27 protein-coding genes are annotated in these 22,248 nt (G+C 69.1%); 18 read left to right on the top strand and 9 right to left on the bottom strand.

Features of this window, described 5'->3' with window-relative positions; genetic code table 11:
• The first annotated feature begins 6 nt into the window (after positions 1-6).
• The 6 genes from ABSL23_RS09840 to ABSL23_RS09815 all read left to right on the top strand — a co-directional run bounded on the left by ABSL23_RS09840 (position 7) and on the right by ABSL23_RS09815 (position 4,873).
• Positions 7-798 carry a class I fructose-bisphosphate aldolase gene (locus ABSL23_RS09840; RefSeq protein WP_353633600.1) on the top strand — a complete coding sequence of 264 codons (792 nt, stop codon included), beginning with the start codon at positions 7-9 and terminating at the stop codon, positions 796-798.
• Entirely contained in the window at positions 798-1,643 is an 846-nt protein-coding gene (locus ABSL23_RS09835) for a class 1 fructose-bisphosphatase (protein WP_353633599.1), read from the top strand. The genes ABSL23_RS09840 and ABSL23_RS09835 overlap by 1 nt, the downstream gene beginning before the upstream one ends.
• A 29-nt stretch (positions 1,644-1,672) precedes the next feature.
• On the top strand, positions 1,673-2,362 hold the full coding sequence (locus ABSL23_RS09830) for an SOS response-associated peptidase (protein ID WP_353633598.1): 690 nt from the start codon (positions 1,673-1,675) through the stop codon (positions 2,360-2,362).
• A gap of 258 nt (positions 2,363-2,620) precedes the next feature.
• Positions 2,621-3,388: a helix-turn-helix domain-containing protein gene (locus ABSL23_RS09825; protein ID WP_353633597.1), complete on the top strand. Its 768-nt coding sequence runs from the start codon at positions 2,621-2,623 to the stop codon at positions 3,386-3,388.
• A gap of 74 nt (positions 3,389-3,462) precedes the next feature.
• On the top strand, positions 3,463-4,440 hold the full coding sequence (locus ABSL23_RS09820; protein ID WP_353633596.1) for an aldo/keto reductase: 978 nt from the start codon (positions 3,463-3,465) through the stop codon (positions 4,438-4,440).
• A 1-nt stretch (position 4,441) separates the two neighbouring features.
• Entirely contained in the window at positions 4,442-4,873 is a 432-nt protein-coding gene (locus ABSL23_RS09815) for a GIY-YIG nuclease family protein (RefSeq protein WP_353633595.1), read from the top strand.
• Positions 4,874-5,095: 222 nt separating this feature from the next.
• Here the strand turns inward: ABSL23_RS09815 and ABSL23_RS09810 are convergent, their stop codons facing one another.
• The 3 genes from ABSL23_RS09810 to ABSL23_RS09800 form a co-directional block, all read right to left on the bottom strand.
• Positions 5,096-5,731 (bottom strand): DUF3800 domain-containing protein, encoded by a 636-nt coding sequence (locus tag ABSL23_RS09810; RefSeq protein ID WP_353633594.1) that lies wholly within the window; start codon positions 5,729-5,731, stop codon positions 5,096-5,098.
• Positions 5,732-5,798: 67 nt separating this feature from the next.
• The gene (locus ABSL23_RS09805; RefSeq protein ID WP_353633593.1) at positions 5,799-6,455 is read right to left on the bottom strand and encodes a hypothetical protein; all 657 of its coding nucleotides are present in this window, start codon (positions 6,453-6,455) and stop codon (positions 5,799-5,801) included.
• A gap of 195 nt (positions 6,456-6,650) precedes the next feature.
• Positions 6,651-8,141, bottom strand: a complete 1,491-nt coding sequence (locus ABSL23_RS09800; protein ID WP_353633592.1) for an NAD-binding protein — start codon at positions 8,139-8,141, stop codon at positions 6,651-6,653.
• Between the two features lie 70 nt (positions 8,142-8,211).
• On the opposite strand from ABSL23_RS09800, the gene ABSL23_RS09795 reads away from it, so the two are divergent.
• The 6 genes from ABSL23_RS09795 to ABSL23_RS09770 all read left to right on the top strand — a co-directional run bounded on the left by ABSL23_RS09795 (position 8,212) and on the right by ABSL23_RS09770 (position 12,769).
• Positions 8,212-8,628: a DUF4149 domain-containing protein gene (locus ABSL23_RS09795; RefSeq protein WP_353633591.1), complete on the top strand. Its 417-nt coding sequence runs from the start codon at positions 8,212-8,214 to the stop codon at positions 8,626-8,628.
• A 67-nt stretch (positions 8,629-8,695) separates the two neighbouring features.
• Positions 8,696-9,034 carry a multidrug efflux SMR transporter gene (locus ABSL23_RS09790; protein WP_353633590.1) on the top strand — a complete coding sequence of 113 codons (339 nt, stop codon included), beginning with the start codon at positions 8,696-8,698 and terminating at the stop codon, positions 9,032-9,034.
• A gap of 91 nt (positions 9,035-9,125) precedes the next feature.
• Positions 9,126-11,702 carry a heavy metal translocating P-type ATPase gene (locus ABSL23_RS09785; RefSeq protein WP_353633589.1) on the top strand — a complete coding sequence of 859 codons (2,577 nt, stop codon included), beginning with the start codon at positions 9,126-9,128 and terminating at the stop codon, positions 11,700-11,702.
• Positions 11,703-11,782: 80 nt separating this feature from the next.
• Positions 11,783-11,986, top strand: a complete 204-nt coding sequence (locus tag ABSL23_RS09780; protein ID WP_353633588.1) for a heavy metal-associated domain-containing protein — start codon at positions 11,783-11,785, stop codon at positions 11,984-11,986.
• A 55-nt stretch (positions 11,987-12,041) separates the two neighbouring features.
• Positions 12,042-12,344, top strand: a complete 303-nt coding sequence (locus ABSL23_RS09775) for an archaellum operon transcriptional activator EarA family protein (protein ID WP_353633587.1) — start codon at positions 12,042-12,044, stop codon at positions 12,342-12,344.
• Positions 12,345-12,481: 137 nt separating this feature from the next.
• Positions 12,482-12,769, top strand: coding sequence for a helix-turn-helix domain-containing protein (locus ABSL23_RS09770; RefSeq protein WP_059056418.1), 288 nt, complete (start codon positions 12,482-12,484; stop codon positions 12,767-12,769).
• Positions 12,770-12,831: 62 nt separating this feature from the next.
• Here ABSL23_RS09770 and ABSL23_RS09765 read toward each other — a convergent pair whose 3' ends face one another.
• The 3 genes from ABSL23_RS09765 to ABSL23_RS09755 all read right to left on the bottom strand — a co-directional run bounded on the left by ABSL23_RS09765 (position 12,832) and on the right by ABSL23_RS09755 (position 15,127).
• On the bottom strand, positions 12,832-13,203 hold the full coding sequence (locus ABSL23_RS09765) for a helix-turn-helix domain-containing protein (RefSeq protein ID WP_059056417.1): 372 nt from the start codon (positions 13,201-13,203) through the stop codon (positions 12,832-12,834).
• 89 nt (positions 13,204-13,292) lie between these two features.
• A complete protein-coding gene (locus ABSL23_RS09760; RefSeq protein WP_059056416.1) occupies positions 13,293-13,562 on the bottom strand; it encodes a hypothetical protein in 270 nt (89 codons plus the stop codon).
• A gap of 50 nt (positions 13,563-13,612) precedes the next feature.
• Positions 13,613-15,127 carry a cryptochrome/photolyase family protein gene (locus tag ABSL23_RS09755; protein WP_353633586.1) on the bottom strand — a complete coding sequence of 505 codons (1,515 nt, stop codon included), beginning with the start codon at positions 15,125-15,127 and terminating at the stop codon, positions 13,613-13,615.
• Between the two features lie 110 nt (positions 15,128-15,237).
• Here ABSL23_RS09755 and ABSL23_RS09750 point away from each other — a divergent pair, with 110 nt between their 5' ends.
• From ABSL23_RS09750 to ABSL23_RS09730, 5 genes are all read left to right on the top strand, one after another.
• Entirely contained in the window at positions 15,238-15,855 is a 618-nt protein-coding gene (locus ABSL23_RS09750) for a uracil-DNA glycosylase family protein (protein WP_353633585.1), read from the top strand.
• Between the two features lie 31 nt (positions 15,856-15,886).
• Positions 15,887-16,834 carry an MBL fold metallo-hydrolase gene (locus ABSL23_RS09745; protein ID WP_353633584.1) on the top strand — a complete coding sequence of 316 codons (948 nt, stop codon included), beginning with the start codon at positions 15,887-15,889 and terminating at the stop codon, positions 16,832-16,834.
• Positions 16,835-16,883: 49 nt separating this feature from the next.
• Positions 16,884-17,453, top strand: coding sequence for a thioredoxin family protein (locus ABSL23_RS09740; RefSeq protein ID WP_353633583.1), 570 nt, complete (start codon positions 16,884-16,886; stop codon positions 17,451-17,453).
• 76 nt (positions 17,454-17,529) lie between these two features.
• On the top strand, positions 17,530-18,441 hold the full coding sequence (locus tag ABSL23_RS09735; RefSeq protein ID WP_353635373.1) for a mechanosensitive ion channel family protein: 912 nt from the start codon (positions 17,530-17,532) through the stop codon (positions 18,439-18,441).
• Between the two features lie 40 nt (positions 18,442-18,481).
• Positions 18,482-19,135, top strand: coding sequence for an O-methyltransferase (locus ABSL23_RS09730; RefSeq protein ID WP_353633582.1), 654 nt, complete (start codon positions 18,482-18,484; stop codon positions 19,133-19,135).
• Between the two features lie 6 nt (positions 19,136-19,141).
• Here ABSL23_RS09730 and ABSL23_RS09725 read toward each other — a convergent pair whose 3' ends face one another.
• On the bottom strand, positions 19,142-19,858 hold the full coding sequence (locus ABSL23_RS09725) for a hypothetical protein (protein ID WP_353633581.1): 717 nt from the start codon (positions 19,856-19,858) through the stop codon (positions 19,142-19,144).
• A gap of 99 nt (positions 19,859-19,957) precedes the next feature.
• Between ABSL23_RS09725 and ABSL23_RS09720 the strand changes: the two genes are divergently transcribed.
• Complete coding sequence (locus tag ABSL23_RS09720; RefSeq protein ID WP_353633580.1) at positions 19,958-20,320, top strand: tautomerase; 363 nt, start codon at positions 19,958-19,960, stop codon at positions 20,318-20,320.
• On the opposite strand, the gene bcp is transcribed toward ABSL23_RS09720, so the two are convergent.
• Together bcp and ABSL23_RS09710 are read right to left on the bottom strand one after the other, a co-directional pair.
• Positions 20,317-20,772 carry a thioredoxin-dependent thiol peroxidase gene (bcp, locus tag ABSL23_RS09715; protein ID WP_353633579.1) on the bottom strand — a complete coding sequence of 152 codons (456 nt, stop codon included), beginning with the start codon at positions 20,770-20,772 and terminating at the stop codon, positions 20,317-20,319. The genes ABSL23_RS09720 and bcp overlap by 4 nt on opposite strands.
• A 47-nt stretch (positions 20,773-20,819) precedes the next feature.
• On the bottom strand, positions 20,820-22,193 hold the full coding sequence (locus ABSL23_RS09710) for an NAD(P)/FAD-dependent oxidoreductase (RefSeq protein ID WP_353633578.1): 1,374 nt from the start codon (positions 22,191-22,193) through the stop codon (positions 20,820-20,822).
• Positions 22,194-22,248 lie beyond the last annotated feature (55 nt).

Here is a 22,248-nt window from a genome sequence, read left to right as displayed (position 1 = left end):
CACGTGATGCGTCCCTTCGAGGACTCTCCGATCTCGCGCGACGGGAAGGTACTGATTCTCGCGTACGACCACGGGCTCGAACACGGCCCGGTGGACTTCGAGGAAGTGCCCGAGACGATGGACCCCGGCACCGTCTGGGACATCGCCACCCACGACGCGGTGTCGGCGATGGCCGTCCAGAAGGGCATCGCGGAGGCGTACTACCCCTCCTACGAGGACGACGTGAACCTGCTCGCGAAGCTCAACGGCACGTCGAACCTCTGGATGGGCGAGCCGGACTCGGCGGTGAACTGGTCGGTCGACTACGCGGCGGAGCTCGGCGCGGAAGCCATCGGCTTCACGCTGTACGGCGGTTCGAACCACGAGATAGAGATGGCAGAGGAGTTCCGGCGGGCACAGGAGGCCGCACGGGACTACGACCTCCCGGTCGTGATGTGGTCGTATCCGCGCGGGCAGGGCCTCAAGGACGACACGTCGCCGGAGACCATCGCGTACGCGGCGCGGCAGGCGCTGGAACTCGGCGCGGACGTCGCGAAGGTGAAGTACCCCGGTAGCACGGAGGCGATGTCGTTCGCCGTGGACATGGCGGGGCCGACGGACGTCGTGATGTCCGGCGGGTCGAAGACCAGCGACCGCGACTTCCTCGAGAGCGTGAAGGGCGCCGTGGACGCCGGCGCGAAGGGGCTGGCGGTCGGGCGGAACGTCTGGCAGCGCGAGGAGCCCGAGCCGTTCCTCGACGCTCTCGAAGCGGTCATCTACGAGGAGACGAGCGTCGACGAGGCGCTGGACCGCATCTGATGGTGGTCGAGGCAGTCTTCGACGTCGTCGCCGACGCCGCGCCCGAGATTCGGGACGGGCTCCCGGAGCGCCGCGCGAAGGCGGCCACGGAGAACGTCTCCGGGGACATCCAGTTGGAGGCGGACGTGTGGGCCGACGACCTGCTGTTCGAGCGGTTCGCGGACCTCGACGGCGTGAACTGGTACGCCAGCGAGGAGCGCGACGACCTCGAAGTCGTCGGGGACGCCGACGACGGCTACGCGGTCGCCGTGGACCCGCTGGACGGCTCCTCGAACGTCAAGTCGAACAACCCCTGCGGCACGGTAGTCGGCGTCTACGACGAGCGACTGCCCGCCTCCGGGCGGAGCCTCGTCGCCGCGGGGTTCGTGCTGTACGGCCCGACGACGACGATGGTCGTCGCCCGCGACGACGACGTGACCGAATACCTCGTGGACGAAGACGGACGCACGGACCTCGGTCCCGTCGAACTCCCCGGAGACCCGGTCGTCTACGGGTTCGGCGGGCGCGTGCCGGACTGGACCGCGGACTTCGAGGCGTTCGTCCGCGACGTGGAGGACGACCTGAAGCTCCGGTACGGCGGCGCGATGATTGCGGACGTGAACCAGGTGCTGACGTACGGCGGCGTCTTCGGGTATCCGGGCCTGCAGTCCCGGCCGGCGGGGAAGCTGCGCGCGCACTTCGAGTCGATGCCCATCGCGTTCGTCGTCGAGCAGGCCGGCGGCGCGTCCAGCGACGGCTCGCAATCGCTGCTCGACGTCGAACCGGACAGCCTCCACGAGCGCGTGCCGACGTTCGTCGGGAACCAGTCGGTCGTCGACGACCTCGAAGCCGCGCTACCGGACTGACTTTCACCGTCCAGTCCTTCTTCGCGGGTATGTGTGGCCGGTACGCGCTGTTCAGCGACCCCGACGAGCTCGCCGCGGAGTTCGACTTGGACGACGCCAGCTACGAGGCGACGTACAACGCCGCGCCATCCGAGGAGTTGCCCGTGATTCTGGACGAGAATTCGACCGAGTTCTCGACGGCGCGCTGGGGGCTGGTGCCGTCGTGGTCGGAGGGCCCGAAGGACGGCCCCGACCCAATCAACGCTCGCGCCGAGTCGCTGACCGAGAACCGGCTGTTCGCGGAGGCGTACGAGCAGCGGCGGTGTCTCGTCCCCGCAGACGGCTTCTACGAGTGGACCGAGACCGACGACGGTAAGCAGCCGTACTTCGTCTCGCGCGCCGACGGCCGACCGCTGTTGCTAGCGGGGCTGTGGGAGACGTGGACGCCCGAGCAGAAGCAGACCGGGCTCGGCGAGTTCGGGAGTGGCGGGCCGAGCCGCGAGGCCGAGCCGGTGCAGTCGTTCACCATCGTCACGACCGAGCCCAACGACTTCCTCGCGGACTACCACCACCGGATGGCGGTCGTCCTCGATCCCGAGGCGGGCGAGCGGTGGCTGTCCGCCGAGGACCCCGGCGACCTCCTCGAACCGAGCACTATCGACTTCGAGGCGTGGCCGGTGTCGGAAGCGGTGAACAATCCGGCGAACGACCGCCCTGAGCTCGTCGAGCCGGTCGCGTAGCTGGGCGACGAAGGTTTCTACCGCAGGACAGTCGCTGAGCGGTGTGGTGTCGGCGCTCCGATAGCCGCCGGCGAGGGGCCGACGGCGTGGAGCATGTCAGAGGCACAGCCGGTGTTCGTACACCAGCACTAGACTGTCGATAGGCGGTCCCCTTCACCTTACCGTTTGCACACGTCACCGCCAGCCGGGAATTACGTGTTAACTCTGACGGCCATTTATGTACCTACGACCGGTAGTAGGAACTAGTTCGGTGCTACGATGACGCCGGCCGACGACTCGGTGGCGGTGCTCGCGCGGCGCGCGGAGCTACTGCGCTCGCTTCGAGACGGCGCGCAGTCCAAGCCCGACCTCGTGGCGGCGCTGTCGGCGTCCCGCTCGACCGTCGACCGCGCGGTCCGCACGCTGGAGGGCGACGGATTCGTCGAGCGCGACGGGGGCGTCTCCCTGACGCTGCGCGGCCGGCTCGCGCTCGACGCGTACGAGGAGTTCGCGGCGACGCTGGACGCCCTCGACGCCGCGAGCGAACTGCTGGACGTGCTGCCGGCGGACGCGCGGTTGGACGGCGCGCTGTTGCGCGGCGCGGACGTCGTGCTGTCGGACCCGGTCGCGCCCCAGCGACCCTACGTCGCGTACCAGTCGGTCCTCGAAGACGCGACCGCGGTTCGGGGGTTCGCGCCCGCGGTCCTCGACGGGAACGTCGTGCGGTTCCGCGACCGCATTGTCGAAGCGGAGACGCCCGTGGACCTCACGGTCGCCCCGGCGGCGCTGGCGGAACTCGTCTCCTCGCACGCCGACGCGGTCGAGGAGGCGCTGGCGACCGGGCGGCTGACGCTCCGGGAGGCGTCCACGGTGCTCGACTACGGGCTCGTGCTCGCCGAACAGCCCGCCCGGACGGTCGTCTGCGCGCTCGTGTTCGACGACCACGGCATCGCCGGCGTCGTCCGGAACGACGAGCCACGGGCCGTCGAGTGGGCCGAGGGAGTCTACGAGGAGATTCGCGCGGACGCCGATCTGCTGCGCGGATAGGTCGGCGTTCGGAGTGGTCCCCGGCGATTTCCGGCGGGCGAACGCCTTTGAGCCACGCGGCCGACGGTTCCCGCATGGAGTACACGACGCTCGGGGACACCGGGATGGAGGTCTCCCGAATCTGTCTGGGCTGCATGAGCTTCGGCTCCTCGGAGTGGCGGCCGTGGGTGTTAGACGAAGAAGACGCGCGGCCCGTCATCGAGCGCGCCATCGAGCTGGGCGTGAACTTCTTCGACACCGCGAACATGTACTCCGAGGGCGAGAGCGAGCGCGTGCTCGGGAACGTGCTCGCCGAGTACGACCGCGACGAGCACGTCGTCGCGACGAAGGGGTACTTCCAGATGGACGAGGACAACCCGAACTCGGGCGGGCTCTCCCGGAAGGCAATCGAACAGGAGTTGGCGAACTCGCTGGACAGGCTGGGGATGGAGACGGTGGACCTCTACCAGATTCACCGCTGGGACTACGACACGCCAATCGACGAGACGCTGGCGGCGCTCACGGACGCCGTGCGCCGCGGGCAGACGCGGTACGTCGGCGCGTCCTCGATGTGGGCTCACCAGTTCGCCGAGGCGCTGCACACCAGCGACCGCGAGGGCTACGAGCGGTTCGCGACGATGCAGAACCACTACAATCTCGTCTACCGCGAGGAGGAGCGCGAGATGCTGCCGCTCTGCGAGAGGGAGGGCGTCGGCGTGATGCCGTGGTCGCCGATGGCGCGGGGCTACCTCACGCGCCCCCACGAGGACGTGAAGGCGACCGAGCGCGGCGCCAGCGAGAAGCGCCTCTACGAGCACCCCTACCAGGAGGGCGGCGGCCCGGCGGTCAACGAGCGCGTGCAGGAGCTCGCCGACGAGAAGGGCGTGAAGATGGCGCAAATCGCGCTCGCGTGGCTGTTCCACAAGGACCGCGTGGACGCTCCCATCGTCGGCACGACGAGCGTCGAACACCTCGAAGACGCCGTCGAAGCCCTCGACATCGACCTCTCGGATTCGGACATCGACTACCTCGAAGCGCCCTACGAGCCGGTGCCGGTCTCCGGCCACGAGTGAGATGGAGCCGGGCACGTACACGCTGCTCGTCGAACTGCCCGAGCCGGCGACCGTCGAGTTCGGCGCGAAGGGCGCTTACGACCTCGACGAAGGCTGGTACGCGTACACGGGATCGGCGTTCGGCGCTGGCGGCCTGAAGCGCGTCGAGCGCCACCGGCGGCTCGCGCGCGGGGAGTCCGACGCCCGCCACTGGCACGTCGACTACCTGCTGGGCCAGCCCGACAGTCGAGTCGTCGCTGTATACGTCACCGAGAACGACGACGTCGAGTGCGAGACGGCGCAGGCGCTGAACGACGCCGGAACGCCGCTAGCGGGGCTGGGCGCGTCGGACTGCGACTGTCCCGCACACCTCGCGTACAGTCCGGAGAGAGAAGCACTAGGCAGTCAGATAGCTCAAGTTCACGAAGGCAAATTACGAGAAAACCGCGGGTAAAAAGCAGCAGTTCGCGGAGGCTGGTAACTCGTATTTCTGGAACGTCGTGGAGTGCAGTTAGATTTATCAGACACCAAGCGCAAGACTCTATTGTCGATAACACCGCGAGGTGGGCGATGCCCCTGCATCGGAGTTAAAAGCTCCTCGCACTCGCTGGCCATCCACTCTAAGAGGGCAGCCGGCGAGTGCAAGTGGGTGAAAGGCCACTCGCGGGCCGACGTTCTACTTGCGATATTCCGAGAGCCACTTCTCGACGGTGGCCAGTGCGTACTCCGACTCGTCGCTCCAATCACGGAGTGCTGATTGCCACCCTCCGTTCAAAGCGTGTTCTCGAACCGCTCCAGCTGCGCAGTCTGCTGTTTGTACTCCCTTCGACTGACTCGAAATAACTGGGGTAGCATCGAACGAACTGCCTACTTCGTTCAGAACGTCAACGACAGCCGCAGAGATATCGTCGGACCAGACTTTATCGAACTCGAACGTACGTACCGACTCCTCGAACGAAAGCAGGAGTGCAGCATACATCGCACCGGTCACGAAGCTCGTCGGTCGAACGTGCATCCGAGTCTCATCGTACAGCGCATAGCTGTGCCGCATCCGGTCGAAATCGCTCCGTTCAGCGACGGCATAGGCGACCTGTACGCTACGATCAGACACAGATTCGAGAAACCGTCGTTTCTCCACGTCGACCAGGTCGTTCCACTTCGCTTCTTTCATCGAGTCGCTAAGCCGTATCGTACGACCGGCACAGGCACCACACGCAGTTCGTTCGCCGGCGGCGACAGCTAGCACGAAGTATGGTTCGTTCCCCGAGAGGAGGTTTCGGAAATTCCCCGATTCGTCGCCGAAAGCGGGCATCTATTCGCAGAGGTGCTCGGCGAATATTTAATTCGTTCGACTGCAACGGCGACGAAAGAACTGTTGCTCACTCGACGACCGTCCACTCGGTCGGCCCGTCGGAGACGCCGCGCACGCGCACTTCGCGGTCGCCGGCGTCGGTCAGCCGGACGTCCACGACGCCGTCGAACAGCTGGCTGATGGTGTTGATGGTCTGCTCGTCGTGGCTCTCCGGGTCCACGGAGAACACGCCCAGCCAGCCCTGCGACTGTATCTGACTGGTGAACACGTGGAGGAACCGGAAGAGCCGCTGGAGGTCCACGTACATCAACAGCGGGGAGAGCGAGTCGAAGCCGACGCGGAGCCGGTCGACGCCGGCGTCGCCGGCGGCGCGCGCGACCTCCGAGAACTCGATGCCCATCCCCGTGAGGTCGCCGGGCGAGGAGACGTAGTGGGTGTTGTCGCCGTTCGTAGCGCTGCCGCTCTGCGCGCTGACGCAGTCGATGATGCGGAGGAACCGCGGCTCCGCGGCGACCGCGTCGGCGTACTCCGCGGCCACCTCCTCGGCCGGGTCGCGGGCGGTCACGATGACGGCGCCGTCGCCGTCGGCCTCACCGCGCGCCAGCAGCGACAGGAGGAGGTCGCGTTTGCCGGACATCGCCGGGCCGCTCAACAGGAGGTTCGTGCCGTCGTCGAACCCCGAGACCAGCCCGGTGGGGAGCACCCCGTCGACGTTGTACGTCATTTGTACGGGCGAAACCGACGTCACCTCGGCCTGTTCCGCTTGCTGATAGTTGGACGGAGGCACATAAGTATGTGCGGGATAGGGGCTCTTGTGCCGCTGTCAGCGGTCGAGAATCGCGACACGGCGCTCGGCCCGTGGCGGCGGCCCGCGCGACTCGCGGTGACGTATCAGTTCTCGCACCGTTTTCGGGCGCGGCTACGGCGGCGTCGCGTGGACGCCCGCCAGCTCGTTGAACTGCGCGACGTCGGCGTCCGCGCCGACCACGACCAGCGCATCCCCGTCGCGGATGCGGAAGCTCGCGTCCGGCTGGGAGACGACCTCCCCGCCGCGCTGGACGGCGACCACCGTGCAGCCGGTGCGGGCGCGGACGTCGGCTTCGGCGAGCGTCTGCCCGACGAGCGCGGGCGCTTCGGTTCGCACGACGTCGATTTGCTTGTCGAGGGCCATCACGTCCTCGTCGAGGATGGTCTGGGCGAGCATCCGGCCGGCGACGGTCGCCAGCGACAGCACGTAGTCGGCGCCCGCCGCGTACAGTTTGCGGGCGCTCTCGGTGTCGTTCGCGCGGCAGAGAATCTCCACGCGCTCGCTGGCCTCCCGGGAGACGAGCGTGGCGAACACCGTCGAGGTGTCGTCGCCGAGCGCGAGCACGAGCGCGGTCGCGTCCTCGATGCCCGCGCTCCGGAGCGTCCCGCCCTCGGTGGCGTCCCCGACGACGTCCACGCCGGGGCGGTCCTCGCGGCCCGCGACCAGCAACACGCTGTTGCGCGTGAGCTCGCGGTCGGGGTCCGGGGAGCCGACGAACTCGCCGGCGAACCACGCGCCGACCGCGTTCACGCCGCCGGGTTCGAGGAGGTCGGTGTCGCCCAGCGTCGCGCCGTCGAGGTCGCTGCCGTACTGGACTGGCATCTCCACGATTTCGAAGTCGTCGCCGATTTCGACGGCGTCCCCGAGCCGGGACGTGACCGTCGTCGTGACGTTGCGCGCGAGACTCCGACCGAGAATCTCCCGCGGCCCGAGCACGCGGTCCGCGCCCGCGTACCGGAGGTACTCCGCCAGTGACGGGTCCTCCACGAAACACACCGTCTGGACGTCGGGCGCGAGGTCGCCGACGGTCAACGCGATGGTGGCGTTGCGCTCGTCGCTCTCGTCGAGGACGACCGTGCGGGCGTCCGCGACGTTCACGCGTTCGAGGCCGCGCTCGGTCTCGGGGTCGCCGTGGACCGCCTGCCAGCCGTCCTCGTACAGCGACAGCGCGGTCTCGCGGTCGTCGGTGAGGACGACGTACTCGACGCCCTGCGCGTCCAGCTCCGCGGCGAGCGTCTCGTCGCGCGCGCCGAACCCGCAGATGACGACGTGGCCTTCGAGGTCCACGCTGCGGGGCGGCTCGACTTCCAACCGTTCTTCTATCCACGGCACGACGAACAGCGGCAGCGTCAGGAAGATGAGGAAGACGCCGCTGAGCTGCATCACGACCACCGTAATCAGCATCACGTTCGACGTCCACGGGGCGTACTCGCCGTACCCCGTGGTGGTGAACGTCTGCCCGACGAACTGGAGGGACTCGACGTAGGTCAGCTCGTCGCCCTCGAAGAACGCCATCCCATGCTTGAACGCGACGGTGTACGTCGCCGCGACGGCCGCGAGGAGGCCGGCGTACGCGAGCACGCGGCGCCCCTGTCTCGACATTGCACGGTCGTACCCGCGCCCGAGACTTAAATCCCGAACGTTGAGATGGGTGGCCGCCGAGGGCTGGGACATGAGCGTCGTCTCCCTGTTCGTGCACGCCGCGCTCGGGATGTGGCTCGGCAGCATCGTCTTCTTCTCGTTCGTCGCCGCGCCCGCGCTGTTCGACGAACTCGGCGAGGAGCGCGCCGGTGACGCGGTCAACGTCGTCTTCCCGCGGTACTACTCGTTCGGCATCTGGATGGGCGCAATCGTGCTCGTCGTGTGGGCGCTCGGGCCGCTCGTGGCGGACGTCGGCGAACCGCCGCTGATTGCGGACGTCGGCGTCGTGGCGGCGTTCCTCGCGAACCTCTACGCGCGCTACCAGCTGATTCCGAAGATGGAGGCCGCCGGCTCAGACGCGTTCGCGCGCTACCACAAGCAGTCCGTCGGCCTGAACCTCGTCGCGCTCGCCGGGCTCGCAGCCGCGTTCACGATACTGCACTTCTGAACGCGCGCGTTCTCGCGGCGTGCAGTCCGAGCGAACCGTTATCTTCGATTAGAGCGACCGCCGACGCATGAACGCGTACGTCTACCTGGCGTTGGCCATCGCCGCCGAAATCGCGGGGACGACCGCGCTGAAGTTCTCCGACGGCTTCTCGAATCCCGCCGCGACCGGCGCGGTGGTCGTCGGCTACCTGTGTTCGTTCTACTTCCTCGGGCGCACGCTGGAGACGCTGCCCGTCGGGCTGGTGTACGCGACCTGGTCGGCGGTGGGCATCGTCGGCGCCGTCGGCGCTGGCGCCGTGTTCTTCGACGAGCGCGTGGACGCCGCCGCGCTCCTCGGCGTCGCGTTGCTGTTGACCGGCGTGTTCGTGTTGAACGTCGTCTCCGAGAGCTACGCGCCCGCCCACTGACCGGCGGCTTCGGAATCGAAAGTTCGGGGCCGCGTTTGTCGAACGTTCGAAGGGGCAACTCGCTTGAACCGTTAGAACGTACTAGCACGTAATGACAGAGCGCCGAATCCACGTCGACGTCTCGGGGATGACGTGCGCGAACTGCGCGTCCACCGTCGCGGACGCGGTTACCGCCCTCGACGGCGTCCGCGACGCCGACGTGAACTTCGCCACGGACGGCGGGACCGTCGAGTACGACCCGGAAGTGGTGTCGCTCGGGGAAATCTACGCGGCCATCGAGGACGCCGGCTACGACCCGGTGGACGACGACCGCACGATGACGGTGACGGACATGTCGTGTGCGAACTGCGCGACCACCATCGAGGACGCGGTCGGCGACGTCCCGGGGGTCGTCTCGGTGGACGCGAACTACGCCACCGACGAGGTGAGCGTCCGCTACAACCCCGCCGAGGTGGACTTCGAGGCGGTCTACGACGCCATCGAAGAAGCGGGATACACGCCCGTCCGCGAGGACGGCGGCGAGGACGGTGAGGACGCGGAGGACAGTCGGAGCGCCGCGGACGCGGCGCGCGAGGCCGAGACCCGCCACCAGCGGAACCTCACGCTGTTCGGCGCGTTGCTGTCCGCGCCGCTGCTGTTCTTCGTCGTGGAGACCCACCTCCTCGGGGGCGGCGTCCTCCCGGAGACCGTCTTCGGCGCGCGCTTCGGCTGGGTGGAGTTCCTGCTCGCGACGCCCGTCTACGCCGTGCTCGGCCGCGAGTTCCTGGAGAACTCCTACAAGGCGGTCGTGAAGAACCGGACCGCGAACATGGACGTGCTCATCGCGCTCGGCTCGACGACCGCGTACGTCTACTCGGTCGTCGCGCTGCTCGGTATCCTCCCGGAAGCGGGGCTGTACTTCGACACGGCCGCGCTCATCCTGGTGTTCATCACGCTCGGGAACTACCTCGAAGCGCGCTCGAAGAGCCAGGCCAGCGACGCGCTCCGGAAGCTCCTGGAGATGGAGGCCGACACCGCGACCGTCGTCCGCGAGGACGGCACCGAGGAGGAAATCCCGCTCTCCGAGGTCGAGGTCGGCGACCGGATGAAGGTGCGGCCCGGCGAGAAGGTCCCCACGGACGGCGTGGTCGTCGAGGGCGAGTCCGCGGTCGACGAGTCGATGGTCACGGGGGAGTCGGTGCCGGTCTCGAAGGAGCCCGGCGACGAGGTGGTCGGCTCCACGGTCAACGAGAACGGCGTGCTCGTCGTGGAGGCGACGAAGGTCGGCGAGGACACGGCCATCCAGCAGATCGTCCAGACGGTCAAGGAGGCCCAGTCCCGCCAGCCCGAGATTCAGAACGTCGCGGACCGCATCTCCGCGTACTTCGTGCCCGCGGTCATCCTCAACGCCGTCTTCTGGGCAGTCGTCTGGTACGCGTTCCCCGAGGCGCTGGCGAACTTCATCGGCGCGCTGCCGCTGTGGGGCGTCGTGGTCGGCGGCCCCGCGGCGGTCGGCGTCTTCGAGTTCAGCGTCGTCGTGTTCGCGTCCGCGGTGCTCATCGCGTGTCCCTGCGCGCTCGGGCTGGCGACGCCCGCGGCGACGATGGTGGGCACGAGCATCGGCGCGCAGAACGGCGTCCTGTTCAAGGGCGGCGACGTCTTGGAGCGCGTCCGCGACGTGGACACGGTCGTCTTCGACAAGACGGGCACGCTCACGACCGGCGAGATGGAGCTGACCGACGTGGTCGTGGTGGACGACGAGCGCGCGGCCCCAGATGGCGGCGCGCTCGCGGCCCCCGAGGTCGACGAGTCGTTCGTTCTGCGAATGGCGGCAGCCGCGGAATCGGGCAGCGAGCATCCGCTCGGCCGGGCAATCGTCGATGGTGCACGCGAGCGCGGCGTCGACGTCGGCGACGCCGAGGAGTTCGAGAACGTCCCCGGACAGGGCGTGAAAGCGACCGTGGACGGCCGCGAGGTGCTGGTCGGTAACCGCAAGCTCCTCGAAGACGCGGGCGTGGACGTCGCGCCCGCCGAGAGCGAGATGGAGCGCCTCGAACGCGAGGGGAAGACCGCGATGCTGGTCGCCGTGGACGGCCGCGTCGCGGGCGTCGTCGCGGACGCCGACACCGTCAAGGAGAGTTCCGCGCGCGCAGTCAGCGACCTCCGCGAGCGCGGCGTGGACGTCCACGTCATCACGGGCGACAACGAGCGCACCGCGCGCGCCGTCGCCGAGCAGGTCGGCGTGGACCCCGAGAACGTCCGCGCGGGCGTGCTCCCAGACGAGAAGGCCGACGCCGTCGAGGACATCCAGGCGGACGGCACGCAGGCGATGATGGTCGGGGACGGCGTCAACGACGCGCCCGCGCTCGCGACGGCGTACGTCGGCGTCGCCATCGGCTCCGGCACCGACGTCGCCATCGAGGCGGCGGACGTGACGCTGATGCGCGACGACCCCTACGACGTCGTGAAGGCCATCCGCGTCAGCGAGGGGACGCTCTCGAAGATCAAGCAGAACCTCTTCTGGGCGCTGGGGTACAACACCGCGATGATTCCGCTGGCCTCCCTCGGGTTGCTCCAGCCCGTGCTGGCGGCCGCCGCGATGGCCGTCTCCAGCGTCAGCGTGCTCACGAACAGCCTGCTGTTCCGCAGGTACTCCCCCGACGAGGACTACCGGCTGTTCGGCCGGTAACGGAATCCGCCACGATTCTCCCGGCGGCCTCGCCGGAAGCCGAAAAGCCCTAGCCGGCGGGCCGCGTACGTAGCGACGACATGACGACGACACTCACCGTCGAAGGCATGGGCTGTGAGGGCTGCGAGGACATCGTCGAGAACGCGCTGGAAGGCGTCGATGGCGTCGAGGACGCCGACGCCGACGAGGCCGACGGCGTCGCGACCGTGCAGGGCGACGCGGACACCGAAGCACTCCTCGAATCCGTGGAGTTCGCGGGCTACGAAGCGGAGATTGCGGACTGACCGCCGTTAAGTTAGCGGCGAAATAGTTATAATTTTAGGAGGAGTTGGGTCGCGCATGGGACAGCGAGACGAGACGACGGGATTCCAGCGGGACGTCCTCTGCGTGCTCTGCGGGCTCGAGGACCCGAAGGGCATGGAGATTCAGTCGGAACTGGAGGAGTACTACGGCTCGGAGGTGTTGCACGCCCGCGTCTACCAGAACCTCGACTCGCTGGCCGAGCGCGGTCTCGTCGAGAAGGGCGAACGGGACTCCCGGACGAACTACTACCGCATCACGGACGCGGGCCGCGACGCCATCGAGGACGTCCTCGCGTGGAAGCGCACGTACACGGAAGACGTCGAACCGGACACCGTCTAGGCGGCTCCACGCCTCGGATTTTCGCGGCCCTTCGCCGTCGCCGGCGGCGCGTTTCGAGGGGGCGGTTACCTCGCGGTAACTGGCTCACACCTCCGTTACCGAGCGCTAAAGGGGGTGGCGGTCCACAGTACGAGTAGATGACGACGACCGACGAACTCGTTCAGGACCTGCCCCCGAGTGCGAAGCTCGTGCTGAAAGTACTGGAGTACAACGGCGGCCTCACGCAGAAGCAGATCGTCGAGAACTCCCGGCTGTCCCAGCGCACGGTGCGGGACGCCCTCGACCGACTGCAGGAGGCCGACGTCGTCGAGAAGGACATCTACATCCCGGACGCCCGTCAGAACCTCTACCGGCTCTCCCTCGACGAGAGCGAGGAGGACGCCGAGGAGGCGGCCGAACCGGAAGCCGAAGCCGTCCTCGACTAGCGGTCCCGCCGGTCGTCGCGCCCGGTACGCGCACAACCACGTAATTCTCCGCGGTCGCTGACTCAGACGACCGAAGCCGCTTCTTCCTCGACCGGTTCGAGGTGTTCGTTCCCCCAGTCTTCGAGCGCGGTCACGACCGGCTCCAGCGACTCGCCGAGCTCGGTGAGCGCGTACTCGACGCGGACCGGCTTCTCGCTGACGATGGTCCGGGAGACGACCTGCTTCTCTTCGAGGTCGTCGAGGCTCTCGGAGAGCACCTTGCTGGAGATGCCGTCGACTTCCTCCTGGAGGGCGTTGAAGCCGAGCGGGCCACGCGTGAGCAGCCGGTGGATGATGACCGGGTGCCACTTCTTCCCGACGAGAGACGCCGTCGCGGTAATCGAACACCAGCCGTCGCCGGGACACCACGCGGGCAACTGCTCGCTTTCGCTCATGTCCCTCGGTAGGGCCGACCGCCAGTTAAGGCTACCTAACGATAGCCCCTTACGTAATCGTAATCCGCTCGGCGGGCCGCGACGACCGCTCACTCCTCGCCGCGGCCGAACGCCGACAGCCCCCGCCAGCCCGTGAGCGTGCCGACGTCGTCGACCACGTCCGCGAGCGCGCCGCGGGTGCGCTCCTCGCCGACCACCCACTCGCCGTCGCGCTCGACGGCCTCGAAGGCCCGCTCGTTCGCCTCGTCGAAGTAGACGGGAGTGCCCGTCGCATCGACGCCGACGAGTCGCGCGCCCTCGACGCGTTCGGGAACGTCGGTGAGCGGGTCCGTCGGCGCGCTCGGGTTGATGCCTGCCATAGTGGCCGTGAGCGCCGCCCCGCCTATGAACGCGGTGGCCGGGTGACGGCTCAGAGGTCGCCGGACGCCGCGCGCGAGCGGACCGCGTCGGCGCGCTCGCGAATCGCCGCGAGGTCGCCGCCGTCGCGCTTGTCGTCGAGGTGACTGTAGACGAGGCCCATCCGGTGGTTCGCGCGGAGGTCGTCCTCGCGGGCGGCGAGGAAGTCCCAGTAGAGGCTGTTGAACGGACAGGCGTCCGCGCCGGTCGTGGCGTCGGGGTCGTAGCGACAGCCCGCGCAGAAGTCGCTCATGCGGTCCACGTAGTTCGCGGACGCGGCGTACGGCTTCGTCGTGAACGCCGCGGTGCCGAACGACCCCATGCCGACGACGTTCGGCGTGACGACCCAGTGGGAGGCGTCCACGAACCCGCCGTAGAACCACTCGTTGAGCGCCTGCGGGCTGGCGCCGTACAGCAGGGCGAAGTTCGACAGCACCATCAGGCGCTCGATGTGGTGGGTGTAACCGCGGTCGTGGACGCGCCCGACGGCAGCCCCCACGCAGGCCATCTCGGTCGCCTCGGGGTCCCAGTACAGCGGCAGCAGTTCCCGGGTCTGGTCGAGCTGGTTCGCGTCCGCGAGTTCGGGCATCTCGCGGCGGTAGACGTGGCGCATAAACTCCCGCCAGCCGACGACCTGGCGGACGAACCCCTCGACGGAGTGCAGCGGGACGTCGTCGCTCTCGCGGTACTCGGCAATAGCGGCCTCCACGACTTCTCGCGGGCCGAGCAGGCCGACGTTCAGCGCCGCCGACAGCAGGCTGTGGTCGAGGTGCCAGTCGTCGGCGAGCATCGCGTCCTCGTAGGGGCCGAACTCCGCGAGCCGGTTGTCGAGGAAGTCGTCGAGCGCGCGCTCGGCGTGCTGGCGAGTGACCGGCCAGCCGAACCCGTCGGGGTTGCCCCACGTGTCGAACTCCGCGGCGACCCACTCCCGGACCTCGGGAACGCGCTCGCCGTACTCGAACTCCGGGAGCGGCGGGCTCTCGTAGTTGTCGGGCGGCGTCTCGCGGTTCTGCTCGTCGTAGTTCCACTCGCCGCCCTCGGGGTCGCCGTCGACCAGCAGGTAGCCCGTCTCGCGGCGCATCCAGCGGTAGAACGCCTCGTGGCTGTAGGCGTCGCCGTCGCGGTCCTCGGCCCACTCGTCGAAGTCGTCGGGCGAGCAGAGGAACTGATCGTTCTCCACGACGCGCAGGCTCCCGCCCCGTTCGGTCACGAGTTCGCGGAGCCGGTCGGCGGCGCCGTGAGTCGCGGGCCGCTGAATCACTAACTCGTCGCCGGGGTGGGCGTCGAAGTACGCGTCCAGCCCCGCCGCGAAGGAGTCCGCGCGCTCGTAGACGACGTCCACGCCGTCGGCGCGCAGGTCGTCGGCGAGGTTGCGCATCGCGGCGAACACGAGCGTGAGCTTCTGGGGGTGGTAGCGGCGCCGCCGCGCGAACTCGCTGGCCTCCACGAACAGCACCCGGTCGGGGTCGTCCGCGAGCGGGCCGCGCTCCCGGGAGAGCTGGTCGCCGAGCACCCAGACGGCAGTCATGGCGGGAGCGTCGGCCGCGGCCGCCAAATGTCTGTGGGCGGGCCAGCCAGCGCCCGGCAACGACGGCCAGTCTCGGGGCGCTTAAGTCCGGGTGTCGCCTACGGCGCGGCGTGCAGAACGTCACGGACCGCACGAGCAACCCGTTCGGCATGCAGCCGCCCTGCGAGTCGTTCGTCCCGGGGTACGGCGACGCGAACGCGGACTTCCACGTCGTCGGCGACCACCCGGGCGTCCACGGCGGCGCCGACACCGTCGTGCCGTTCACGGGAACGCCCGGCGCCGAGCGCTTCCGCCGCGCGCTGACGGCCGCGGGGCTGCTCGACGACGACGGCGAGCCGGTCGAACTCTTCCTCTCGTACCTCCACGCCTGCGTCCCCGACGGCGAACCCACGGAACGCGACTACACGGAGATGGAGCCGTTCTTCGACGCGGAGCTGCGCGCCATCACCGCGCACGTCCTGCTCCCCGTGGGGGAGCGCGCGACCCGCCACGTCCTCGAAACGTACACCGCCATCGTCGCCGACGAGGTCGACCTCGCGGAGGTCCACGGCGAGGAACTCCACGGGAGCGGCTGGCTGGTCGTGCCGGCACTCGACCCTGACGAGTGGACCGACGACGAGGAAGCGGCGTACGTGGACGCGCTCCGCGACCTCCGGGAGACGGACTACGAGCGCGAGGCCGACCTCGGGCGGTTCCTCGTCGGCCCCGAGCCGTACCGCGTCAGGTAGCTCTTTGTCCGGCAGTCGCGTAGCCGGGAGCGTGCACCACATCCAGTTGTCGAACGCCGCCTTCGAGGGGCGCAACAGCGTCTACCTCCTCGGGGACGGCGACGCGGCCGCGCCGACGACGCTCGTGGACACGGGCGTCGCAACGCCCGACGTGGAAGCCGAACTGCGGGCCGCCCTCGACGCCCGCGGCGTCGCGTTCGCGGACGTGGACCGCGTACTGCTCACGCACTGGCACCACGACCACGCCGGCCTCGCGGGCGCCGTCCAGAACGAGAGCGACGCTGCTGTCTTCGTCCACGAGGCCGACGCGGACCTCGTCGCCCAGCGCGGGAGCGCCCGCGAGGACCTCCGGGACGCGCAGGAAGCCGCGCTCCACGACTGGGGCCTCCCGGACGACGAGCGCGAGGGGCTGTTGGCGTTCAACGACGAGCACAGCGACCTCGCCGGCGAGCCCGCGGACGTGACGGAACTCACGGACGGCGACACCGTCGCGCTCGGCCCGTTCGAGGCCGAAGTCGTCCACCTCCCCGGGCACGCCGCCGGCCTCGTCGCGTACGCCGTCGAGCGCGAGGGCCGCCGCGAGGCGTTCGTCGGGGACGCGATTCTCCCGAAGTACACGCCGAACGTCGGCGGCGCGGACGTCCGCGTCGAGCGCCCGCTCGCCCGGTACCTCGACAGCCTGGAGCGCGTGCAGTCCCTGAATCTGGACCGCGCGTGGCCCGGCCACCGCGGCCCGATTTTCGCGCCGAGCGAGCGCGCCCGCGACATCGCCGCCCACCACGAGGAGCGCACCGCGCGCGTCGAGCGGGCCGTCACGGACCTCGCGCCTGCGACGGCGTGGGAGGTCAGCGCGGAGCTGTTCGGCTCGCTGTCGGGCATCCACGTCCTCCACGGCCCCGGCGAGGCGTACGCCCACCTCGACCACCTCGCCCGCGAGGGCGCCGTCGAGAGAACGCCGGACGGCTACGTGCCCGCGTGAGGGTGCCGCAACCCCGGCTACTTTGCCGTTCGCGGCCGTGCTCTCGGGTATGGTCGAGATGGAATCCGAGACGGAACTGGACGCCGGCGACCCCGCGCCCGACTTCCAGTTGAAGGGAACGGACGGCGAGACGTACGGCCTCGACGACTTCGCCGACTACGAGGCGGTGCTGTTGGTGTTCACGTGCAACCACTGTCCGTACGCGAAGGCGAAGTTCGACGTGCTCAACGACGTCGCGGCGGACTACGACGACGCCGCGGTCGTCGGGGTCAACCCCAACGACGCCGAGGAGTACCCCGACGACTCCTTCGAGCGCATGCAGGAACTCGTCGAGGACGGAACCATCCAGTACGACGCCTACCTCCGCGACGAATCGCAGGAGGTCGCTCGCGCGTACGGCGCGGTCTGCACGCCGGACCCGTTCCTCCTGCGGAACACCGGCGACGGCTTCGAGGTCGTCTACAACGGCCGCCTCGACGACGCGCTGAACCCCGACGACGAGCCGACGCGTCCCGGCGGCGACGTCCGCGACGCCATCGACAGCATCCTCGCGGGCGACCCCGTCGAGAAGGAGTGGCGGCCCTCGCGGGGCTGCTCGATCAAGTGGACCGACGAGTAGTGGACGGTAGTTCTTTGAGCGGGCGGGCCGTCCGTCCGGCGTGACTCGACGCGCGACAGCTCTCGTTCTCGCGGCGCTGGCGTGTGGCGTGCTGTCGGCGGCGACGCCCGAACTCGTCGGCGCGGCGACGGTCGGCGGCTACCCCCTCGCGGTCGTCGTCGCTCGCGCGTTCGCCGTGTTCGGCACCGCGTTCGCCGTCGGCGCCGGCTACCACGTCGCGGTGTCGCTGGCGCTGTCCGCGACGATGGACAAGCGCCGCCGCCACCGCGCGCAGTCCGTGCTCCGGCTGGCGTTCCTCGTCGTCGCCGCCATCGCGGTGCTGGGCGTCGCCACGGACCGCTGGGTGCCCGCGCTCGTCTCCCTCGGGGTCGCGGGTGTCGCCGTCTCGCTGGCGCTCCAGCAGCCCCTGTTGAGCCTGCTCGGCTGGGTGTACGTGATGACCAAGCAGCCGTATCAGGTGGGGGACCGCGTGCGCATCGACGACTCGAAGGGCGACGTCATCGACGTCGACTACCTCGTGACGACGCTGTGGGAGGTCAACGGCGAACTCGTCACCACCAATCAGCCCTCCGGGCGCCACATCACGGTCCCCAACAGCGTCGTGCTGACCAGCCACGTCGTGAACTTCAGCCGCGAGGAGTTCCCGTACGTCTGGAACGAGCTCCCCGTGCAGGTCGCCTACGAGACGGACTTGGAGTTCGCGCAGACCCTGCTCCAGGAGACCACCGAAGAGTACCTCGGCGAGACGATGGCCCGCGAGGTCGAGCGCTTCCGCCGCCAGCTCGCGGAGACGCCCGTCGAACTGGAGGTGCAGGACCGCCCGAGCGTGAACGTCAAGCAGGGCGAGTCGTGGGTGGAACTCCGCGTGCGCTACCTCGTCAGCCCGAAGCGCGCCCAGCGCGTCCGCAACGACCTCTACGAGCGCGTCCTCGAAGCGTTCAACGAGCACCCCGAGCGCGTGAAGTTCCCCGTCAGCCGGAACCGCTGACTCCGGTACGGCTATGGGCGCCGCCCCCGACGGCGCACCCATGAACCGCGTGTTGAGCGACACCATCGACGCCCTCCTCGACGCCTCGAACCCCGAACCGCCCGAACTGCTCGAAGAGATGACCGAATACGGCCGCGAGCAGGAGTTCCCCATCGTCGGGCCGGACGTCGGCCAGTTCTTCCGCGTGGCGGCGACGCTCGCGGACGCCGAGCGCGTCTTCGAGTTCGGCTCGGGCTTCGGCTACTCGGCGGCGTGGTTCCGCACCGCGCTCCCCGCGGACGGCGAGATCGTGCTCACGGACTACGACGAGTCGAACCTCGCGACCGCCCGCGAGTTCCTCAACCGGCAGGACGGCGCCACCCCCCACTACGAGGCCGGCGACGCGATGGCGACGTTCGAGAACTACGACGGCCCCTTCGACGTGGTACTGTTGGACCACGACAAGCCGCTGTACGTCGAGGCGTTCGAGGACGCCCGCGAGAAGCTCGCCGACGGCGGCGTGGTCGTCGCGGACAACGTGATGGCGGGGCCGGTCGAACCGGAGAACGTCACGGCCGCGCTCGACGGCGCGGAGCCCGTGGACGACCACACCGAGGCTATCGCCGAGTACGTCGCACACGTCCGCGACGACCCCGGCTTCGAGACGGCGTTCGTGCCGCTCGGCGAGGGCGTCTCGGTCAGCGTGAAAACGTAGAGTGGGTTAGTCGCGGGACGCCAGCAGCGCGGCCCCAGCAATCGCGACGGCGGCGACGGCGGGCCCGAAGCCGGGCGAGGTCCCGCCCGTGCTACCGTCGTCGGTCGTGCCGGCCGTCGTTCCGTCGGTCGTCGCGTCGTCAGTCGTAGACTCGGACGTCTGCTCGTCGCCCTCGGTGGTCGGCGTGTCGTCGCTGGTGCTGGCGGACTCGATGGTCAGCGTCGCGGTCGTCTCGCCGCCGCTGGACTGCGGATTGACGTCCAGTGGCGTCTCCCAGCTCCCCTGCACCATCGGGTGGTAGGCGTCCTCGTAGACGACGACCACTTCGTCGCCGGCGTCGAGGTCGTAGCTGCCGCCGAGGCCGAGCGTCAACAGGTGGCCCTCGTTGGACGCACTGACGCTGTCGAGGTCGTCGGAGACGTTCACGTCTACCGCGTCGCCGGCGGCGTCGTCGCCGCGGTCGATGCCAATCGTCACGACGTCGTCCTGACTGACGTTGCTGGCGTCGACCCCGGAGTTCGAGTAGTCGACGGCGAAGCCGTTCCACGAACCGGCGGTGTCGTTGCCGGCGGTCGCGGTGACGGTGTGTGTCGACGTGCCGCTGGGGAACGCCGGGTCGGCGGAAATCGACCCGTCGGACGCCGCAGCGGCGACGCCGACGGTCGCGCTAGCGACGACTGCGAGCGCGACGAGAAGGGCAGTAAAGCGGGTTGTAGTAGTCATCGTGCGTTCGGAAGCGAACTGCGCGCGGCCGAAGTGCTTTGTGGCAGTCGCCCGCCGCGCACCGACAGGAACTCGGGGGTGGCGCCCGTCGGAGGGACCGTGCCACTGCTCCAGTTCGACGCCGACTTCCCGGTCTCGGAGGCGGAGGCCGACGCGTTCGCCGACGCCGTCACCGACCTGTACGTCGAGACGATGGACGCCGACCGGTCGTACGTCGCGGTCGTCGTGCGCGACGACTGCCACCTCTCACTGGGCCGCGCGATCGACGGCCCGAAGGTGTTCTGCTCGGCGGACGTGCGCGCGGGCCGCGACGAGGCGACGAAACGCGAGTTCGCGACCGCGGTGATGGCCGAGGCCGCCGAGCGCTTCGACGTCCCCGAACAGAACCTCAAGGTCGTGTTCACCGAGCACGCCGGCGCGCAGATGCAGGGCGTCGAGCGCGTCGGCGGCGACTGGGGTTAGTCGATGACTTCGAGCACTTCCGCGGCGTGCTCGTCGGGGTCCACGCCCTCGAACGCCGCGACGACGTCGCCGTCCGGCCCGACGACGTACGTGTTCCGGAAGACGCCCTCGACCTCGTTGCCGAAGACGTTCTTCTCGCCGTAGGAGTCGTAGGCCGTCGAGACGGAGCCGTCCTCGTCGCTGAGCAGGTCGAACGGGAGGTCGTACTTCTCCGCGAAGTCCTTGAGGTCCTCGACGGGGTCGTCGCTGACCCCGAACACGGGGACGCCGCGGTCGCTGTACTCGTCCCAGTTGTCCCGGAAGCTACACGCCTCGGTGGTGCAGCCCGGGGTGTCGGCGCGCGGGTAGAAGTAGACGACGACGTACTGGCCGCCGTAGTCCGACAGCGACACGGTGTCGCCGTCCTGGTTCGGCAACTCGAAGTCGGGCGCGGGTTCGCCTTCCGAGAGCATACCCGGAGTTCGGCTTCCCCCGGGGAACCAGTTGCGGTCGCGGCGAGCTACAGCGAGTAGTCCGACTCCCGAATCTGGGCGTACTTGCGCTTCCGGTAGCGGAACTTCGCGCGCTTGTACTTCGTGTACAGGCGGAGGCCGCCCGCCGCCGAGCGCGCGTTCGACTTCGAGATAATCGTCCCGCTGTCGCTGGATTCGAGCATCTGCCGGGTGATGCGGATGGTCTTGTCCCAGTCGGCCGGACCGAACTCCGCGACGACGTCCGCCATCGCGACGTTCCGCCGAATCTCGTCGCCGATGGCGTCGTGCCACGCCGCGTTGTACTCCCCGAGGTTTCCTTCGGCGGCGAGCTTGCCGGCGAGCTTCCCAGTGCGGTGGGCGACGTGGTCGCCGCCCTCGTGGAACGACGACGTCGCGCCCATCGCGCCGCCGACGACCGCGATGCCGGCCTCGGTCGGGGACTCGATGGGGCGCGTCGAGGAGATGGCGTACGTCTCCGTACTGTTGGACTTCCCGTGGCCGTCCACGAGCGGGAAGTCCGCCTCGACGTCGTACTCGTCGCCGTACAGCTCCTCGAGGAGCCGCCGGAGGTACTCGTCGCCGGAGGGGATGCGGTCGTCGTCCTCGCGGAGCAGGCGCCACTCGCTGGCGTCGAAGTCGTCGATGTCCAGGCCGATGGGCATCGTGAGGCCGACGCGCGCGACGCCGTCCCGGTTCGGGAACACCCACGGGTAGGCGGTCTCGCCGGGCATCCAGCCCCACCAGAACTTCAGCGTGTCCTCGTCGAACAGCTCCTCGGGGAACCGGCGGTACTCCTGGTAGGCGATGTGGTTCGCCGACGGCGGGCTGAGCACCTCGCTGGCGCGCTTGCCGTCGGGGAGCAGCGGGTCGAGCACGCGCATCGTGACCTGTCGCTGCGGGCCGTCGGCGAGCACGAGGTACTCTGCGGTGACTTCCTCGCCGTCGCCGAGCGTCAGCGTGTGCTCGTGGCCCCCGGAGAGGTCCGTGTCCACGGCCTTGACGCTCGTGCCGGCGACGTAGTCGGCGCCCGCGTCCTCGGCGCGCTCGCGCAGCCAGTCGTCGAACTTCGCGCGGTGGAACGTGAACCCGAACTCGTCGTAGTCGGCGTCGATGCCCGTGCGGTCCACGACGACCTCCTCGTCGGGGCCGATGAACTCGGCGTCCGCGAGCTCCTGCTCGACGACGTCCTCGGGGATGTCCGCGAAGTCGAGGTCCGCGACCTCCAGCCAGTAGTCCAGGAAGCCGGCGGCATCCGTCGAGTCCGGGCCGATTCGGTCGCGGTCGTCCCGCGGCACGCCCTTCTCGTAGACGACGGCGTTCGCGCCCCGCTCGGCGGCCGCCCGCGCGGCAGCCGAGCCCGCCGGCCCGCCGCCCACGATGGCCACGTCTACGTCGGTCATACTACGCTCGTCACCGCGCTGGCGTTAAAGTGCTTCGAGTTTTCGCGCCGTCGCC

It is taken from the genome of Halobacterium sp. NMX12-1 (assembly GCF_040435975.1).
Lineage (GTDB): Archaea > Halobacteriota > Halobacteria > Halobacteriales > Halobacteriaceae > Halobacterium > Halobacterium hubeiense.
This window is presented reverse-complemented; position numbering and strand designations above follow the sequence as displayed.

What these genes read in the sequence shown, in the direction of transcription:
- ABSL23_RS09740 (WP_353633583.1), top strand. Translation starts at nt 16,884, where the DNA reads ATGGTCGAGATGGAATCCGAGACGGAACTGGACGCCGGCGACCCCGCG.
- ABSL23_RS09795 (WP_353633591.1), top strand. Translation starts at nt 8,212, where the DNA reads ATGAGCGTCGTCTCCCTGTTCGTGCACGCCGCGCTCGGGATGTGGCTC.
- ABSL23_RS09815 (WP_353633595.1), top strand. Translation starts at nt 4,442, where the DNA reads ATGGAGCCGGGCACGTACACGCTGCTCGTCGAACTGCCCGAGCCGGCG.
- ABSL23_RS09765 (WP_059056417.1), bottom strand. Translation starts at nt 13,203, where the DNA reads ATGAGCGAAAGCGAGCAGTTGCCCGCGTGGTGTCCCGGCGACGGCTGG.
- ABSL23_RS09725 (WP_353633581.1), bottom strand. Translation starts at nt 19,858, where the DNA reads ATGACTACTACAACCCGCTTTACTGCCCTTCTCGTCGCGCTCGCAGTC.
- bcp (WP_353633579.1), bottom strand. Translation starts at nt 20,772, where the DNA reads ATGCTCTCGGAAGGCGAACCCGCGCCCGACTTCGAGTTGCCGAACCAG.
- ABSL23_RS09710 (WP_353633578.1), bottom strand. Translation starts at nt 22,193, where the DNA reads ATGACCGACGTAGACGTGGCCATCGTGGGCGGCGGGCCGGCGGGCTCG.
- ABSL23_RS09840 (WP_353633600.1), top strand. Translation starts at nt 7, where the DNA reads ATGCGTCCCTTCGAGGACTCTCCGATCTCGCGCGACGGGAAGGTACTG.
- ABSL23_RS09805 (WP_353633593.1), bottom strand. Translation starts at nt 6,455, where the DNA reads ATGACGTACAACGTCGACGGGGTGCTCCCCACCGGGCTGGTCTCGGGG.
- ABSL23_RS09770 (WP_059056418.1), top strand. Translation starts at nt 12,482, where the DNA reads ATGACGACGACCGACGAACTCGTTCAGGACCTGCCCCCGAGTGCGAAG.
- ABSL23_RS09810 (WP_353633594.1), bottom strand. Translation starts at nt 5,731, where the DNA reads ATGCCCGCTTTCGGCGACGAATCGGGGAATTTCCGAAACCTCCTCTCG.
- ABSL23_RS09830 (WP_353633598.1), top strand. Translation starts at nt 1,673, where the DNA reads ATGTGTGGCCGGTACGCGCTGTTCAGCGACCCCGACGAGCTCGCCGCG.
- ABSL23_RS09835 (WP_353633599.1), top strand. Translation starts at nt 798, where the DNA reads ATGGTGGTCGAGGCAGTCTTCGACGTCGTCGCCGACGCCGCGCCCGAG.
- ABSL23_RS09800 (WP_353633592.1), bottom strand. Translation starts at nt 8,141, where the DNA reads ATGTCGAGACAGGGGCGCCGCGTGCTCGCGTACGCCGGCCTCCTCGCG.
- ABSL23_RS09780 (WP_353633588.1), top strand. Translation starts at nt 11,783, where the DNA reads ATGACGACGACACTCACCGTCGAAGGCATGGGCTGTGAGGGCTGCGAG.
- ABSL23_RS09775 (WP_353633587.1), top strand. Translation starts at nt 12,042, where the DNA reads ATGGGACAGCGAGACGAGACGACGGGATTCCAGCGGGACGTCCTCTGC.
- ABSL23_RS09755 (WP_353633586.1), bottom strand. Translation starts at nt 15,127, where the DNA reads ATGACTGCCGTCTGGGTGCTCGGCGACCAGCTCTCCCGGGAGCGCGGC.
- ABSL23_RS09825 (WP_353633597.1), top strand. Translation starts at nt 2,621, where the DNA reads ATGACGCCGGCCGACGACTCGGTGGCGGTGCTCGCGCGGCGCGCGGAG.
- ABSL23_RS09790 (WP_353633590.1), top strand. Translation starts at nt 8,696, where the DNA reads ATGAACGCGTACGTCTACCTGGCGTTGGCCATCGCCGCCGAAATCGCG.
- ABSL23_RS09820 (WP_353633596.1), top strand. Translation starts at nt 3,463, where the DNA reads ATGGAGTACACGACGCTCGGGGACACCGGGATGGAGGTCTCCCGAATC.
- ABSL23_RS09785 (WP_353633589.1), top strand. Translation starts at nt 9,126, where the DNA reads ATGACAGAGCGCCGAATCCACGTCGACGTCTCGGGGATGACGTGCGCG.
- ABSL23_RS09730 (WP_353633582.1), top strand. Translation starts at nt 18,482, where the DNA reads ATGAACCGCGTGTTGAGCGACACCATCGACGCCCTCCTCGACGCCTCG.
- ABSL23_RS09760 (WP_059056416.1), bottom strand. Translation starts at nt 13,562, where the DNA reads ATGGCAGGCATCAACCCGAGCGCGCCGACGGACCCGCTCACCGACGTT.